Below are 15,203 nucleotides of genomic sequence, written 5' to 3'. Positions count from 1 at the left end.
GCCTCGCATATCGCGTTATAAAAGGGCGCAACGAATTGCGCCCAGTGGAGACAGTACCGCTTACTTATTTACCGATAAACTCAGCCAGGTTGGACTGGTCTACGCCCACGTAAGGTACGCGAACGATTTTGTTGTCAATTTTCCAGTTAGTGCCATCTGCCGCACCTTTGCCATCGGCCAGGTTTTTCGCCAGATCGAAGGTCGCTTTCGCCTGGTTGTTGGCATCGTTCAGCACGGTACCGGCCATCGCACCGGATTTAACCAGCGCCAGCGCTTCTGGCAGCGCATCCACACCGAATACCGGGATAGAGGATTTGTTGTGTGCTTTCAGCGCTTCTACCGCACCCATTGCCATCGCATCGTTGTTGGCGATAACCACTTCGATTTTGTTGGCGTTAGGGCCGGACAGCCACGCGTCCATCTTATCTTTCGCCTGAGCGGTATCCCACATCGCGGTATCTAACGCCAGCTGCTGGGTTTTCAGGCCCTTGTCGTTCAGCTCTTTGATAACGTAGGTGGTACGCGCTTCAGCATCCGGATGGCCAGGTTCGCCTTTCAGCAGCACGAACTGAATCTGACCGTCTTTGTTCAGGTCCCAGTTCGGGTTCGCCGCCCAGTGTTTCGCGATCAGATCGCCCTGAATAATACCGGACTCTTTGGAGTCGGTACCGACGTAATACGCTTTATCGTAGCTATCCAGCGCCTTACGGGAAGGTTCTTTGTTGAAGAAGACGATCGGCACGTTCTGGCCGCGCGCTTTTTCAATAACCGTGCCTGCTGCAGCCGGGTCAACCAGGTTGATGGCCAGGGCTTTCACGCCTTTCGCCAGCAGAACGTCGATCTGGTCGTTCTGTTTGGACTGGTCATTCTGGGAGTCGTTCATCAGCAGCTGAACGTCTGGCGCTGCTTTCGCATCTTTCTCAATCGCTTTACGCACAACAGACATGAAGTTGTCGTCGTATTTATAGATGGTCACACCAATACGGGTATCCGCAGCGTGCGCTGCTGCACCAAAAAGCATGCTTGCCATTACAGCAGACAGGGTCAACACCTTCTTATTCATGGTATCTCCGGTTTTTTTATGCAGGGTAGTTCTTGTGAATAACGAGCGGCGGGCAGATGTTAATAAAACGTTACTGACAGCCGAGGTTCACTTATAAAATTTCTCTCTTCCGTGTTCGGTAACGCTCCAGAAATGCGTTTTATTCGTTGTTTGCGGCACATTGGCTATAGTGAAAGTGAATAATCACTGTTACATAGCGTTTCAGCCCCTAAAACGCTGACATCATAGTCAGCGCCTTGTTAAGATACTGTGAATTTACTCACAGATTGAAAACGGTTACATCACCACATGTAATCAGTTAGTGATCGGAACCACAGTTTGCCGGACCGCGACGGAGTGGCGACGCACTAAAGTCGGCATAAAACAGTGTGTTGCCCCCGGATCCAGCATGCCAGCAGCCCCCTGTAACGCCAGCTCAGTCGCCAGTTTCGCCATAGAGGCAATGGGATAACGCACGGTTGTCAGCTGCGGGTCGGTGTAACGGGCAATCGGGATATCATCAAAACCAATGAGTGATAAATGCTGTGGCACCGCAATCCCGTTATCCTTCAGCGCCGTCAGGGCGCCTGCCGCCATGCTGTCATTATAGGCAAACACCGCAGACAGCTGCAGATTGCGGCCCAGCAGCTCTACCATCGCCGCTTCACCGCCCTGCATGTCCGGCGTGCCGGTCCCCACCCAGCTTTCGGATGGCGTAATGCCGTGCTCTTTCAGGGCGTTTTGCCACCCTTCGCGCCGCAGTTCGTCATCTTCAATCTGATGGCTGGAGGCCAGATAACCGATCCGCTGATGTCCATTGTTGATGAGCATTTTCGTGGCCATCATGGCGCCGCTAACGTTATCCAGCCCGACGCAGCGGTGGGCATAGCCGGGGACGATGCGGTTGATCAGCACCATACCCGGGATCTGCTCCATCAATCCGGTTAGCTCTTCATCGCTCAAGGCTTTTGAATGGACAATCAAGGCGTTACAGCGCTGGCGGATCAGCACTTCAATGGCATGACGTTCTTTTTCCGCCTCATGATAGCTATTGCCGATCAGGACATATTTCTGATGCTGCTGGGCGACCATATCGACCGCTTTCACCAGTGCGCCGAAAAAGGCATCTGAGACATCCATCACCACCACGCCGATGGTGTCGCTAACCTGCGTCGCAAGCGCCTGAGCATTGGCATTTGGCCGGTACCCGAGCTGGGTCACGGCCTTCATTACGGTTTCACGGGTTTCAGGGCTGACCAGCGCGCTATTGTTGAGCACGCGTGAGACGGTAGCCACAGAAACGCCCGCCTGACGGGCGACGTCACGAATGGTGATCATATTCACCATCCTTCAAAGAATTGCAGCAACTCACAGACACCCCCTGTGTTTAGCAAGGTGGCTATTTTGGCAGCGAGAGAAAGGGGACTACGTGAAGAAGCTCACAGTCATGAAAACGCTTACATCCGTTTTGTTAATGATTGTGATCCAGATCGTTATCTGGATGTATTTTTCAATGATATCCCTGAAGCACGTGCGGTTAACTGACGCCATACCCACTCCAGCGGTCCCTGGCGGAAATAGCGTAGCCAGAGCACAGAAAACGCCAGGTTTACTGCCCAGACCGGAATAACAAACGCCAGCAGCGTAAGGCGGTCGAATTTCATAAACAGGCCAAAGCGATAGAAAAGCGTGGTGCAAATCAGCGTTTGCAGGAGGTAATTGCTCAACGCCATGCGGCCCACGCAGGCGATAGCGCTGACCATCCACAGACGAGAAAGCGAGGGCCAGAAGCCGTAGATCAGCGCCGCGTAGCCGATGGTCTGAAACGGCGCGCTCAGTTCACGCGGCACCTGGAGCAGGAACGCGCACCAGCGGTAATCCCAGTGGATGTGCCACTGCACCATCACCGCCGGGAGATTAATCAGCACGCCGAGCAGCACCAGACCGACGCCGGTACGGCGATAGTGACGCAGGCTGAATTCCCCTTTCAGCCAGCCGGTGCGCATCAGTGACGCGCCCATCAGCATCATACCCGCCAGCTGCCAGCCGTATTGCGCGCCCAGCGCAAGGAGGTTGTCCCCCAGCATATCCGCGCGGTTGCTTATCGCTTCCGTACCGTCTTTCAGCTTCCAGAACTGCTCGTACTGCAGGTTAGCGGCATCCGGGATCCAGGCACGGTTTGTCGTCTCGCCGGAAATCATCCCCAGCAGCAACAATACTCCAAGCCCCATGACATAGAGCATCACCCCGGTGTTGAACAGGCTTTTAACGCTGTGCGCATCGCGAATGAGGCGCCAGCAGATGAGCCCGACTAACCCATAGGCAAGAAGAATATCGCCGTCCCAGAAGAACAGGCCATGGATAAAGCCGAGGATAACCAGCAGCGTCAGGCGCGACTGGATCCAGCGCGTGCCGCGTTTGAGGAGAAGCTGCAGGCCTGCGCCAAACAGCAGGGCAAAGAGCGTGAGGAATTTGACCTGCGCAAAGAGATCGAGGATTGCCCAGGTCCAGGCATCACTGCGGGTAATATCGCCATACCACGCGGGATTAAGATACGCCGCCTTCGGCAAACCGAAGGCGGTGATATTAAGCAGCAGGATACCGAGAATGGCGACGCCGCGAACAAAATCGAGCGTGACGTTTCGCTCCATGGTCCCTGCCCTGTAAGACTTAGTTGTGGTGACGTACGGCGCGCAGGAACTCCTGGCGGGTATTCTGGCTCGATTTAAACAGACCGCCCAGCGAGGTTGTAGTGGTCGCACTGGTGGCATCGCGCACGCCGCGCGCTTTCACGCAGTAGTGAACCGCGTCGATAGAGACGGCCACGTTATTGGTGCCCAGCAGCGTTTGCAGCGCGGTCAGGATCTGCTGGGTCAGGCGCTCCTGCACCTGCGGACGCTGAGCGAAGAACTGCACGATGCGGTTGATCTTCGACAGGCCAATCACCGTATCTTTGGGGATATACGCCACGGTCGCTTTACCGTCGATGGTCACAAAATGGTGTTCGCAGGTGCTGGTCAGCGTGATATCGCGAACCGTCACCATCTCATCCACTTTCATCTTGTTTTCAATGACGGTGATTTTCGGGAAGTTGGCGTAATCCAGGCCCGAGAAAATTTCGTCGACGTACATTTTTGCGATGCGGTGCGGCGTCTCCATCAGACTGTCGTCACTCAGATCGAGATTCAGCAGCTCCATGATGTCGGTCATATGACCGGCAATCAGACGCTTGCGGGTTTCATTGTCCAAGTCCTGTACGGGCGGACGCAGTGGCGTTTCAAGACCGCGCGCAACCAGGGCTTCGTGGACCAGGGCAGCTTCTTTACTGAGTGATGACATTTTGTTCTCCTGCAGGTGTGGCGTCTTTTGCCCTCGTTGTGGCAAAAGTATGCGTTCATTGTGCGTGAGGCGGCGCACATAATCCAGTATTCACGACGATAATTATTGCAATTGCTGTTGCCTTTCAGCGTGACGATTCCAGACCAGGGCTCCTCCAACGAACAGCGCCACGCCCGCCAGCCCCAGCGCCGGCTCCAGCCGGTGGGTAAGCCAGGTTGATAACGCCGAGGTGACGGGGCCAATCAACTGCCCAATCGCATACCCGGTGGTGAGCAGGCCCGCCATATAGCGCGTGTGGTTTGGCGCCAGCTCACGACCGTATAAAAGAGAGAGCTGCACGGCACACAAAAAGCCACCGCCCACCAGCAGCCCGCCCGTCAGCAACCCGCCAATCCCCGGCAGCAGCCAGGCCGCCAGCACGCCCGCCCCCTGTAACCACAGTACGATAGCAAGCCTGCGGTTAGCCGTTGAGGTATGGCGTAACAGAATACTGAGCGCAATCCCCACCACGGCGGCGAGACCAAAAATCGGCCAGACAAACTGGGCAAACAGGCTGCCGGGAAAACGCACGGCCGCCATTTGCGACAGGAAGGTCGCCGGGAGGATATAGCCAAACCCGGCCAGGCTGTAGCTCCAGACCAGACGCGTTAAATCCGCCGTCAGCACCAGCGGCTCCGGCGCGGTGCCGGGTCGATGGAGTTGCCCGGATCGCGGCAGGTAGCGCGCCACCAGGGCAATCAGCACCAGCGCCAGCACGCCGTAGATTTGCCATGCCGCCCCGGCCGACAGGAACTTCGCCTGAATATAGACGGCGAGCAGGCCGCTCAGCGCAATACCCGCCCCCGGCCCGGCAAATACGGCAGCGCTCAGACCCGGTTTACCCAGCTGTCCCAGCCGTTCGTTTGTCCAGGCGGCAATGAGTACCATCGACCAGCCGCTCATGCAGCCGATGACAAAACGCAGCAGGCCGTGCACGACGGCGTTCTCCGCCGCCGCGGAGAGCAGCGTCAGCGCCACCGCGCCGGTGATGCCAAGCCAGAGGCGCGTTTCAACGAAGCGGTGCGCACGCATCGCATCCCACGCGCCCACCAGATAGCCCAGATAGTTCATCGCCGCCACCAGACCCGCGCTGGTCAGCGTAAGCTGTCCGGCAGCAATCATCAGCGGCACCTGGGGCGTAAAAGCAAAGCGCCCTATCCCCATCGCCACCACCAGCACGACAAACCCACTGAGCGCAATACGCAGCGCCATGACCGCTCCAATTGTTAAAGAAAAGTAAATTTATGATGCAGCATCTCGCCGTCTGGCGAAAGTGAAAGTTACTCACAGGTCAATGAAAAGGCTGTATTATGGTTTTTATGAATACGCATTCTCATTAAGGAGCCCTGCATGGAACTGCTCGAAGAGCACCGTTGTTTTGAAGGTCGACAGCAGCGCTGGCGGCACGACTCCACCACCCTGAACTGTGCAATGACGTTCAGCATTTTCCTGCCGCCGATGGAAAATCCACCGGTTCTGTTCTGGCTTTCCGGCCTGACCTGCAACGACGAAAACTTCACCACCAAAGCGGGCGCGCAGCGTATTGCCGCCGAGCTGGGCATTGCGCTGGTGATGCCAGACACCAGCCCGCGTGGCGACGGTGTGGCCGACGATGCCGGATACGACCTGGGCAAAGGCGCCGGGTTTTATCTCAATGCGACCGAGCAGCCCTGGGCGCGCCACTACCGCATGTATGATTACCTTCGCGATGAACTTCCTGCGCTGGTGCAGTCGCAGTTTGCGGTCGGCGAGCGCTGCGCAATCAGCGGCCACTCAATGGGCGGACACGGGGCGCTCATCATGGCGCTGAAAAATCCGGGGAAATACGTCAGCGTGTCGGCATTTGCACCGATTGTGAACCCAACACAGGTGCCGTGGGGGCAGAAAGCCTTCACACACTATCTGGGTGAGGATGCGGAAAAATGGCAGGCATGGGACAGCTGCGCGCTGATGCTGGCCAGCAAAGCTGAAGAGGCCATTCCCACCCTTATCGATCAGGGTGATGCGGACCAGTTCCTCGCCGGACAGCTGCAGCCTGCGGTGCTGGCAGAAGCGGCACGCCAGAAAGACTGGCCGCTGACGCTGCGCATTCAGCCGGGTTACGATCACAGCTATTACTTCATTGCGTCCTTTATTGAGGATCATCTCCGCTTCCATGCGGAGCATTTATTTGCATAAGCGCTGCCTGTTTTGCCCGGTGGCGCTTCGCTTACCGGGCCTACGGGCCTGTGCCCTTATGTAGGCCGGGTAAGGCGCAGCCGCCACCCGGCACATTACCCCATCAGAACTTATAATCCACACCGACAAAGTAGCGACGGCCATCTTCCGTGTAGCTGTAATCGTCGCGGCTCAGATCTTTGTCCAGCAGGTTCTGCACGCCCGCACGCAGCTTCACGCTTTTCGTCGCCTGCCACGCGGCGCCGGTATTCCAGATAACATAGCCACCCGGCGTTGGGTCGCTGCTGGTCAGCGCGCGTTTCTCACCGGTGTAGTTGCCCTGAACATAGAACGACCAGTCCTGCGTCGCCTTCCAGTCAACGGTCCCGTTGGCGGTGTGGAACGGCAGATCGGACAACGGCTTGTTGCCGCCGTTGCTGATATCACGACCGTCGTTGTAGGTGTAGTTCAGCGTCACTTTCCAGTCGTCCGCCAGCGGGAATTTCAGCTCGGTCTCCACCCCACGGATGCGCGCCTTGTTGACGTTGTAATAGCGGAATATCGGTTCACCGTCCGCATTCAGGCCAACGTAGTTAGGGTAGCTCTGCGCCTGCTTCGCATTGGCCGTACGGCTGATGCTGATGCGGTCATCGACGTTATTCTGGAAGGTGGTCACGCTGGCCTGCACGCCCTCTAACCAGCCCTCTTCCCCGCTGTAGTAGAGACCGAACTCGAAGCTCTCGCTGGTCTCTGGTTTCAGATCCGGGTTACCGACAATCTCACAGGCACCGCGGCACGAGCCGGTGACCCAGTCCGGGCTCAGCTGCAGCAGTGACGGCGCTTTAAACGCGGTCGCCCAGCCCCCTTTCACCGTTACGGTATCGGTCGCGTTGTAGACCAGATAGGCGCGCGGGCTCCAGTGGTCGCCGTAGGTATCATGGTCATCCATACGGATGCCGGTGGTCAGCGCCAGAGGTTCAAAAATACGCCACTCGTCCTCCAGGAACAGGGCATACTGGCTTGTCGACGTACTGCTGCCGGAACCGCCCGTCAGGTTGACCGGATCCTTCAGCTTATCGTGACGCCATTCGCCCCCGAAGGTCATCAGCTGGTTGATGTCGCCCAACGGCAGCACGTATTTCCCGTCCACCGCGTTGCTCTCGGAGGTGATCGTATTGCTGTTGCCCGGGTTTTTGTTATCCACCTTCTCGCCGTACACCTTCAGCTCGCTGTTGCCGACGCCCCAGCGGCCGTTGTGGCTAAGAGAGTAGTTCTGACGCTCAAGGCGGTTTTTGTCGAGGGAATCCGAGTCACGATCCTGACGGTCGAAACCGTAGCCCGCCGTAAAGTCATGATTTTCAGACGGCGTCCAGGCGAATTCCACATTCCCATCGCGGCTGGTAAAGCCTTCAATGCGCGGTGTTTCACCGCTCGCCGTGGTAGAGGACTTCTGCTGACCGTCTTTCTCACGCTTTGCGAGGCTACCGTAGGCTTTCAGCCCCAGCAGACCGTCCACCAGCGGACCGCTGGTATAGAATTGACCGTTGTAGGTGTCTCCACGGTCGCGATGTTCCTGAATTGTGGAATCGGCGCTCAGGGTACCCGTCCATTTCTGGCCGATTTTTTTGGTGATAATGTTTACCACGCCGCCCAGCGCATCGGAGCCGTAAAGAGAAGACATCGGCCCACGCACCACTTCAATTCGTTCAATGGCGTCAACCGGCACCCAGTTGAGGTCGAAATCATTATGGCGGAACACCGCGTTACGGGAATTGACGCGCTTGCCGTCGATCAGGATCAGCGTGTAGCTGCTGTCCAGTCCGCGAATACTTACCCCTTTACGGTTGTCCCCTTCGCTCGTGAGCTGCACGCCCGGCACATCCCGTAACACATCTTTCAGGTTCTGAACGGGTTTGCGCTGCAAATCTTCCTGGGTGATGACGCTGATGCTTGCCGGTGCGTCTTTCAGGTTTTGCTCGGTCGCGGAGGCCGTGACAACCATTGTGTCGCCGGATTCCGCTGCGATAACAGGCAGGGCCAGGGACATTGCGGACGCGCAAAGTCCTCCCCTGACGAAGGGATTCAACCTAAACATTCCATATCTCCATGAGGTAAATACAACTCAATCAAATCATCATTGCTCACAGCGTCTTCCTGGCCGCCCACATCTCCGGTGGGTAGGTGACACGCTTATTTTTGATAACGATAAAGCAAACGATAATTATTATCAATTAAATTGTTAAGAAATATATCTTTGTTTCAGGGGGCAGGAATAAAAAAGCCCGCTCAAACGAGCGGGCTAACAGAGAGGAAGTGCGGTTATTGTTTAAATCGTTCCGGGAATTCCATTTCACTGTAGCGAACGAAGTGTGTTCCTTTCGTCAGCTTGTAACCAAACCAGATGACGAGGAACAGCGGAATGCCAATGTAGGTTGCCGTGACGGCGCCCCAGTCAATGGTGTCCGCCAGGAACGCTTCATAGTTCTGTCCCAGCGTAATGATCAGGCACAGAATGAAGGCGAAAATGGGACCCAGCGGGAAGAAGCCGGAGCGATACGGCAGCTGGTTAACGTCATAACCCTGTTTGACGTAGCCACGGCGGAAACGATAGTGGCTAATGGCAATCCCCAGCCAGGCAATAAAGCCCGTCATCCCGGAGGTGTTAAGCAGCCACAGGTACACCGTCTGGTTGCCAAACATAGAGGTCAGGAAGCACAGACCGGCGATAACCGTAGTGGCGTACAGCGCGTTACGCGGTACGCCGCCACGGGACAGCTTCGCGAAAATACGCGGTGCTTTACCGTCGCATGCCAGCGTGTAGAGCATACGGGTGGACGCGTACATCCCGGAGTTACCGGCTGACAGTACAGCGGTCAGGATAACGGCGTTCATCACTGCCGCGGCAGAAAGCAGACCGGCATGCTGGAAGACCAGCGTGAACGGGCTAACGCTAATGTCTTTCACGTCATTACGCAGCAGGCTTGGATCGGTGTACGGAATGATCAGGCTGATAATCAGGATCGCGAACACATAGAACAGCAGGATACGCCAGAAGACCTGACGAACCGCGCGCGGAATATTCTTCTCCGGGTTCTCTGACTCACCGGCAGCAATGCCAATCAGCTCGGTTCCCTGGAAGGAGAAGCCGACAATCATTGCCACGCCAATCATTGCCGACAGTCCACCGGCAAACGGCGCATCGCCTATTGTCCAGTTACTCCAGCCCGCAGGTTCTGCGCCTTTGAAAATACCAACGATCATCGCCACACCGACGACGATAAAGATGATGACGGTTGCCACTTTGATCAAAGAGAACCAGTATTCCGCTTCGCCGAAACCGCGCACGGAGATGTAGTTCAGCAGGAAGATGACGGCCAGGAACAGGGCGCTCCAGATCCAGCCCGGCGTATCCGGGAACCACCAGTTCATCACCAGCTGTGCGGCGACAAGGTCAACGGCGATGGTGACCGCCCAGTTGTACCAGTAGTTCCAGCCCAGCGCGAAGCCGAAGCCTTCTTCAACGTATTTTTGACCGTAGGTCGAGAACGAACCGGATACCGGCATGTACGCGGCCAGTTCGCCGAGACTGGTCATCAGGAAGTACACCATCAGGCCAATCAGGATATAAGAGAAAAGTGCCCCACCCGGGCCGGCTGCCGAAATCGTTGCGCCAGAGGCAACGAAAAGACCTGTACCGATTGAGCCGCCAATGGCGATCATCGTCAGGTGACGCGCCTTGAGTTCACGACGTAGCGTGGGCGCTTCTGTGGTTTTAATTTCTGAAACCATATGAAAATGCTGTCCATTTAATAAATGAGGCGCGATTGTAGCAGACGATCCGCGTTCCTTCCGGCAGAAATACTCAGTTATAAGAGAGCTTCATGACGCGGCCAGGATTATAAGTAAAGCATAATTTTTCCCTCTCCCCTTTGGGGTGAGGGACGCTGTCAGATTTCGCAATAGCGCAGAAAACGCTGCAGGGAGCTGGAAAGGTGTTTCTGACGATGATGAATGCACCACAGCGTGCGCACCAGCTTCGGCAGCGGGATGGGGATTTCAACCAGCGATCCGGTTTCAAGCTGTTCGGCAATAACGCGCCGGGAAAGACAGCTGATGCCCAGCCCGTGGCGCACGGCGTGCTTAATGGCCTCAGAGTTCCCAAGCTCCATCCCTAACTGGAAATGCGGCAGATGGGAAAGCAGCAGATAATCGACAATTTCACGCGTGCCGGAGCCCTGCTCGCGCAGGATCCACTGCGCCTGCGCCAGCCGTTCCAGCGTCACCTCTCCCTGCAATAACGACGAGGCCGGGGACGCAAACACCACCAGCTCGTCTTCCAGCCAGGGCTCGGCAATGATATCGACGTTATGGCAGGGACCTTCGATGAGGCCGATATCCACACGGAAGTCGATCACTGCGTTGATGACGTCCTGGCTATTGCCCACGCTCATCTCCAGCGGCAGGGTGGGAAAATCCCGGCGGTAGCGGGCAATCACTTCCGGCAGAATGTAGTTCCCAATGGTGCTGCTGGCGTAGACGCGGATCGCACCGTTGTCTTCGCGGAACAGCTGCTCGATTTCGATTGCCTGCTCAAGCAGCGCCAGCGCGCGCGGATAAAGAAGACGACCGTGCTCGTTGACCACCAGACGCTTCCCTACCCTGTCAAAGAGCTGAACGCCCAGCTGTCCTTCAAGATCGGTCAACGCCGCGCTGACCGCAGACTGTGAGAGCGCCAGCATTTGTGACGCCTGGGTCGTCGAGCCGCTTTTCAGCACCTCGGCAAAGACTTCCAGCTGACGCAGAGTAATGTGCATGGTTGCTTACCACTTATATAGATTGATTATAAGTATATAATCAATTTTATTTTTAAGCCAGAGCGCCGTAACCTTTAGCCAGACAAAGGAGAAGGTTATGTCAGAAATCACCTTACAACATCATCGTACAGTGTGGCACTTCGTGCCGGGTCTTGCGCTCAGCGCTGCAGTCACCGCCGTAGCGCTATGGGGCGGCAGCATCCCGGCCATCGCAGGCGCAGGTTTCAGCGCGCTGACGCTCGCCATTTTGCTCGGCATGGTCGTGGGTAACACCGTTTACCCGCATATCTGGAAATCCTGCGACGGCGGCGTAATCTTTGCCAAGCAGCATCTGCTGCGTCTTGGGATCATTCTTTACGGCTTCCGTCTCACCTTTTCGCAGATTGCGGATGTGGGTGCGAGCGGGATCGCCATCGACGTTCTGACCCTGACCAGCACCTTTTTACTGGCCTGTTTTATCGGCCAGAAAGTGTTTGGCCTGGACAGTCAAACCAGCTGGCTGATCGGTGCCGGGAGCAGTATCTGTGGCGCAGCGGCGGTGCTGGCCACGGAACCCGTCGTGAAGGCCGAAGCCAGCAAGGTAACGGTGGCGGTAGCGACGGTGGTGATCTTCGGTACGCTGGCGATTTTCCTCTACCCGGCCATGTATCCGCTGGTTGCCCACTGGTTCAGCCCGGAAACCTACGGCATCTATATCGGTTCGACCATGCACGAAGTGGCCCAGGTGGTCGCTGCAGGACATGCCATTAACCCGGACGCTGAAAACGCAGCGGTGATTGCCAAAATGCTGCGCGTGATGATGCTGGCGCCGTTCCTGATTTTCCTGGCCGCACGGGTTAAACAGCTGGCTCCGGCGGGCGGCAGCGAGAAGAGCAAAATCACCATTCCGTGGTTTGCGATCCTGTTCATCGTGGTCGCTATCTTTAACTCCTTCCACCTGCTGCCGAAAGCGGTGGTGGATATGCTGGTGACGCTGGATACCGTACTGCTGGCGATGGCCATGGCGGCGCTGGGGGTGACCACGCACGTCAGCGCGCTGAAAAAAGCCGGTGCGAAACCGCTGCTGATGGCGCTGGTGCTCTTCATCTGGCTGATTGTCGGCGGCGGCGCGATTAACCTCGCGGTCCATAGCCTGATGGCATAAACCACTACATCCTTCTCCTGTTAACCCGCTATCATAGGCATTTCGGGTTAACAGGAGTCCCTTTATGAAATATGTTGGAGCGCACGTCAGCGCTGCAGGTGGCCTTGCCAATGCCGCCATTCGTGCCGCCGAAATTGAGGCGACCGCTTTCGCCCTGTTCACCAAAAATCAGCGCCAGTGGCGCGCCGCACCGCTCACCGCTGAGGTGATTGATGATTTCAAAGCCGCCTGTGAGAAATACCGCTACGGGCCCGGCCAGATCCTCCCCCACGACAGCTACCTGATCAACCTCGGTCACCCGGTTGAAGAGGCGCTGGAAAAATCCCGCGAGGCGTTTCTGGATGAAGTGCAGCGCTGCGAACAGTTGGGGCTGACGCTGCTGAACTTCCATCCGGGTAGCCATCTGATGCAGATCGACGAAGATGCCTGCCTGGCGCGCATTGCCGAATCCATCAACATCACCCTGGACAAGACCAAAGGCGTCACCGCGGTGATTGAGAATACCGCCGGTCAGGGCAGCAACCTCGGCTTCAGGTTCGAACATCTGGCAGCGATTATCGACGGCGTGGAGGATAAATCCCGCGTGGGCGTGTGCATTGATACCTGCCACGCGTTTGCCGCCGGTTATGACCTGCGCACCACCGAGGCAACGAAAAACACGTTTGATGAGTTCGAGCGCATTGTGGGCTTTAAGTACCTGCGCGGAATGCACTTAAACGATGCGAAAAGCGCCTTTGGTAGCCGCGTTGACCGCCACCACAGCCTGGGCGAAGGCAACATTGGCCACGATGCGTTTCGCTTTATTATGCAGGACGCCCGCTTCGACGGTATTCCGATGGTGCTGGAAACCATTAATCCGGACATCTGGGCAGAAGAGATTGCCTGGCTGAAGGCACAGCAAACCGCGGAACAGGCGGCATAAAAAAAGCCGGGTGCGTAATGCAACCCGGCTTTTTTGTTGTTTATCGCTTACGCTGCTTTTGCCACAACTTCCGCTTCCGGACGTTTCAGCACCGCGTAAGAGAGACCCGCCACCAGCGTACCGGCAACAATCGCCAGCAGGTAGCCCAGTACCGGGGTGATCGCGCCTGGGATCAGCAGCACGAACAGACCGCCGTGTGGTGCCATCAGCTTCGCACCGACAGCCATAGAGATCGCCCCCGTTACCGCACCGCCTACGATACAGCACGGCAGCACACGCATTGGGTCACGCGCCGCGAACGGAATCGCCCCTTCGGTGATGAAGCACAGACCCAGCACCAGCGCGGCTTTACCGCCTTCCTGCTGCGCTTTATCGAACTTACGACGGGCAATAATCGTCGCCAGACCGAGCGCCAGCGGAGGCACCATACCTGCCGCCATGATCGCCGCCATTGGCGCGTAGGTCTGGGTACTCAGCAGGCCCACACCAAAGGCGTACGCCGCTTTGTTCACCGGACCACCCATGTCGGTACACATCATGCCGCCGAGGATTGCACCCAGCAGAACCGCATTCGCGGTACCCATGGTTTGCAGCCAGTGAGTCAGACCCGCCAGGATGCCCGCAACCGGCTTACCAATCAGGTAAATCATCGCCAGGCCGACCACCAGGCTGGAAATCAGAGGGATGATCAGGATCGGCTTCAGCGCTTCCATACTCTGCGGCAGCTTCAGCTTCGAGCTAATCAGCTTCGCGACGTAACCGGCGAGGAAGCCCGCGATGATACCGCCGATAAAGCCGGAACCGGTGCTCACGGCCAGCATGCCGCCGATAAGACCCGGCGTCAGGCCAGGACGGTCAGCAATGGAGAAGGCAATAAAGCCCGCCAGAACCGGCACCATCAGGGCGAAGGCTGAGCCACCGCCGATCTGCATCAGCGCAGCCGCCAGCGTACCTTGTTCTTTAAACGCGGTGATACCAAACGCGAACGAGAGCGCGATACACAGACCGCCCGCGACCACCATCGGCAGCATGTAAGACACACCGGTCAGCAGGTGGCGATAGGCGCCAGCGGACTCTTTCTTCCCTTCCGTCGCGGTCTGACGCGCGCCGGTTGCCTGATACGGCTTCGCTTCTACCAGCGCTTTATCAAACTCCTGCGCGGTCTTTTTCAGCGCCAGGCCGGTGGAGGTACGGTACATTGGCTTACCGGCAAATTTCGCGAGGTCCACTTCGATATCCGCCGCCACAATCACCAGATCGGCCTCCGCCACTTCTTCAGGGGTGATCGCGTTGCCGGCACCGACGGAGCCGCGTGTTTCAACTTTTACCCACCAGCCGCGTTTTTTCGCTTCGGTTTCAATGGCTTCAGCCGCCATAAAGGTGTGAGCCACCCCCGTCGGGCAGGCCGTCACCGCCACAATGCGTTTCGGGCCCGTGGCCGTAGCCGGTGCCGTCGCGACAGGCGCGCTGTAGACAGACGCATGACCTTTCGCTTCGCTCAGGAACAGTTCCGGGTGTGCCACCGCGCGATTAATATCGCCCAGCCACACTTTTTTGCCGTTCAGCGCACTGTCAGCCGGGATTTTGTCGCCCAGGACAATGGCCAGTTCTGCATCGCCTGGATTATCGATAATCTCCAGATGTGCTTTTTGTGCCGCCGCGCCCAGCAAGGTCTTCGCCATATAGGCGCGAGCCTGTCCGAGACCGGAGTCAATGATCAGCAGCGTTTTCATTATTCCTCTCCTG

The 15,203-nt window shown here is 57.1% G+C and carries 12 protein-coding genes; 3 read left to right on the top strand and 9 right to left on the bottom strand.

Annotated features, from left to right (window positions below):
* Positions 1-64: 64 nt before the first annotated feature.
* The 5 genes from mglB to ACMGGE_RS01720 form a co-directional block, all read right to left on the bottom strand.
* Positions 65-1,063, bottom strand: a complete 999-nt coding sequence (gene mglB / locus ACMGGE_RS01740; protein WP_008500923.1) for a galactose/glucose ABC transporter substrate-binding protein MglB — start codon at positions 1,061-1,063, stop codon at positions 65-67.
* Between the two features lie 294 nt (positions 1,064-1,357).
* Entirely contained in the window at positions 1,358-2,380 is a 1,023-nt protein-coding gene (gene galS / locus ACMGGE_RS01735; protein ID WP_420293289.1) for an HTH-type transcriptional regulator GalS, read from the bottom strand.
* Positions 2,381-2,535: 155 nt separating this feature from the next.
* Positions 2,536-3,693, bottom strand: a complete 1,158-nt coding sequence (yeiB, locus tag ACMGGE_RS01730; RefSeq protein ID WP_420293288.1) for a DUF418 domain-containing protein YeiB — start codon at positions 3,691-3,693, stop codon at positions 2,536-2,538.
* Positions 3,694-3,712: 19 nt separating this feature from the next.
* Complete coding sequence (gene folE / locus ACMGGE_RS01725; protein WP_008500927.1) at positions 3,713-4,381, bottom strand: GTP cyclohydrolase I FolE; 669 nt, start codon at positions 4,379-4,381, stop codon at positions 3,713-3,715.
* 102 nt (positions 4,382-4,483) lie between these two features.
* The gene (locus ACMGGE_RS01720) at positions 4,484-5,632 is read right to left on the bottom strand and encodes a YbfB/YjiJ family MFS transporter (protein ID WP_420293287.1); all 1,149 of its coding nucleotides are present in this window, start codon (positions 5,630-5,632) and stop codon (positions 4,484-4,486) included.
* A gap of 138 nt (positions 5,633-5,770) precedes the next feature.
* On the opposite strand from ACMGGE_RS01720, the gene fghA reads away from it, so the two are divergent.
* Positions 5,771-6,598, top strand: a complete 828-nt coding sequence (gene fghA / locus ACMGGE_RS01715; RefSeq protein WP_420293286.1) for an S-formylglutathione hydrolase — start codon at positions 5,771-5,773, stop codon at positions 6,596-6,598.
* A 103-nt stretch (positions 6,599-6,701) separates the two neighbouring features.
* Here fghA and cirA read toward each other — a convergent pair whose 3' ends face one another.
* The 3 genes from cirA to yieE all read right to left on the bottom strand — a co-directional run bounded on the left by cirA (position 6,702) and on the right by yieE (position 11,391).
* The gene (gene cirA, locus ACMGGE_RS01710) at positions 6,702-8,672 is read right to left on the bottom strand and encodes a catecholate siderophore receptor CirA (protein ID WP_063622103.1); all 1,971 of its coding nucleotides are present in this window, start codon (positions 8,670-8,672) and stop codon (positions 6,702-6,704) included.
* A gap of 224 nt (positions 8,673-8,896) precedes the next feature.
* Positions 8,897-10,366, bottom strand: coding sequence for an amino acid permease (locus ACMGGE_RS01705; RefSeq protein ID WP_008500931.1), 1,470 nt, complete (start codon positions 10,364-10,366; stop codon positions 8,897-8,899).
* 158 nt (positions 10,367-10,524) lie between these two features.
* A complete protein-coding gene (gene yieE, locus ACMGGE_RS01700; protein ID WP_069720466.1) occupies positions 10,525-11,391 on the bottom strand; it encodes a DNA-binding transcriptional regulator YeiE in 867 nt (288 codons plus the stop codon).
* A gap of 97 nt (positions 11,392-11,488) precedes the next feature.
* On the opposite strand from yieE, the gene ACMGGE_RS01695 reads away from it, so the two are divergent.
* Together ACMGGE_RS01695 and nfo are read left to right on the top strand one after the other, a co-directional pair.
* Complete coding sequence (locus tag ACMGGE_RS01695) at positions 11,489-12,535, top strand: YeiH family protein (RefSeq protein WP_420293285.1); 1,047 nt, start codon at positions 11,489-11,491, stop codon at positions 12,533-12,535.
* Between the two features lie 64 nt (positions 12,536-12,599).
* Positions 12,600-13,457, top strand: coding sequence for a deoxyribonuclease IV (gene nfo / locus ACMGGE_RS01690; RefSeq protein ID WP_094943276.1), 858 nt, complete (start codon positions 12,600-12,602; stop codon positions 13,455-13,457).
* 47 nt (positions 13,458-13,504) lie between these two features.
* Here nfo and fruA read toward each other — a convergent pair whose 3' ends face one another.
* A complete protein-coding gene (gene fruA / locus ACMGGE_RS01685; protein ID WP_063622106.1) occupies positions 13,505-15,190 on the bottom strand; it encodes a PTS fructose transporter subunit IIBC in 1,686 nt (561 codons plus the stop codon).
* Positions 15,191-15,203 lie beyond the last annotated feature (13 nt).

This window comes from Enterobacter sp. BNK-22, from assembly GCF_048684805.1.
Classification (GTDB): domain Bacteria; phylum Pseudomonadota; class Gammaproteobacteria; order Enterobacterales; family Enterobacteriaceae; genus Enterobacter; species Enterobacter quasiroggenkampii.
Note: the sequence above shows the minus strand (reverse complement) of the source record. Positions and strands in the feature narration are given on the sequence as shown.

What these genes read in the sequence shown, in the direction of transcription:
- mglB (WP_008500923.1), bottom strand. Translation starts at nt 1,063, where the DNA reads ATGAATAAGAAGGTGTTGACCCTGTCTGCTGTAATGGCAAGCATGCTT.
- yeiB (WP_420293288.1), bottom strand. Translation starts at nt 3,693, where the DNA reads ATGGAGCGAAACGTCACGCTCGATTTTGTTCGCGGCGTCGCCATTCTC.
- nfo (WP_094943276.1), top strand. Translation starts at nt 12,600, where the DNA reads ATGAAATATGTTGGAGCGCACGTCAGCGCTGCAGGTGGCCTTGCCAAT.
- fruA (WP_063622106.1), bottom strand. Translation starts at nt 15,190, where the DNA reads ATGAAAACGCTGCTGATCATTGACTCCGGTCTCGGACAGGCTCGCGCC.
- cirA (WP_063622103.1), bottom strand. Translation starts at nt 8,672, where the DNA reads ATGTTTAGGTTGAATCCCTTCGTCAGGGGAGGACTTTGCGCGTCCGCA.
- ACMGGE_RS01705 (WP_008500931.1), bottom strand. Translation starts at nt 10,366, where the DNA reads ATGGTTTCAGAAATTAAAACCACAGAAGCGCCCACGCTACGTCGTGAA.
- yieE (WP_069720466.1), bottom strand. Translation starts at nt 11,391, where the DNA reads ATGCACATTACTCTGCGTCAGCTGGAAGTCTTTGCCGAGGTGCTGAAA.
- galS (WP_420293289.1), bottom strand. Translation starts at nt 2,380, where the DNA reads ATGATCACCATTCGTGACGTCGCCCGTCAGGCGGGCGTTTCTGTGGCT.
- ACMGGE_RS01720 (WP_420293287.1), bottom strand. Translation starts at nt 5,632, where the DNA reads ATGGCGCTGCGTATTGCGCTCAGTGGGTTTGTCGTGCTGGTGGTGGCG.
- fghA (WP_420293286.1), top strand. Translation starts at nt 5,771, where the DNA reads ATGGAACTGCTCGAAGAGCACCGTTGTTTTGAAGGTCGACAGCAGCGC.
- folE (WP_008500927.1), bottom strand. Translation starts at nt 4,381, where the DNA reads ATGTCATCACTCAGTAAAGAAGCTGCCCTGGTCCACGAAGCCCTGGTT.
- ACMGGE_RS01695 (WP_420293285.1), top strand. Translation starts at nt 11,489, where the DNA reads ATGTCAGAAATCACCTTACAACATCATCGTACAGTGTGGCACTTCGTG.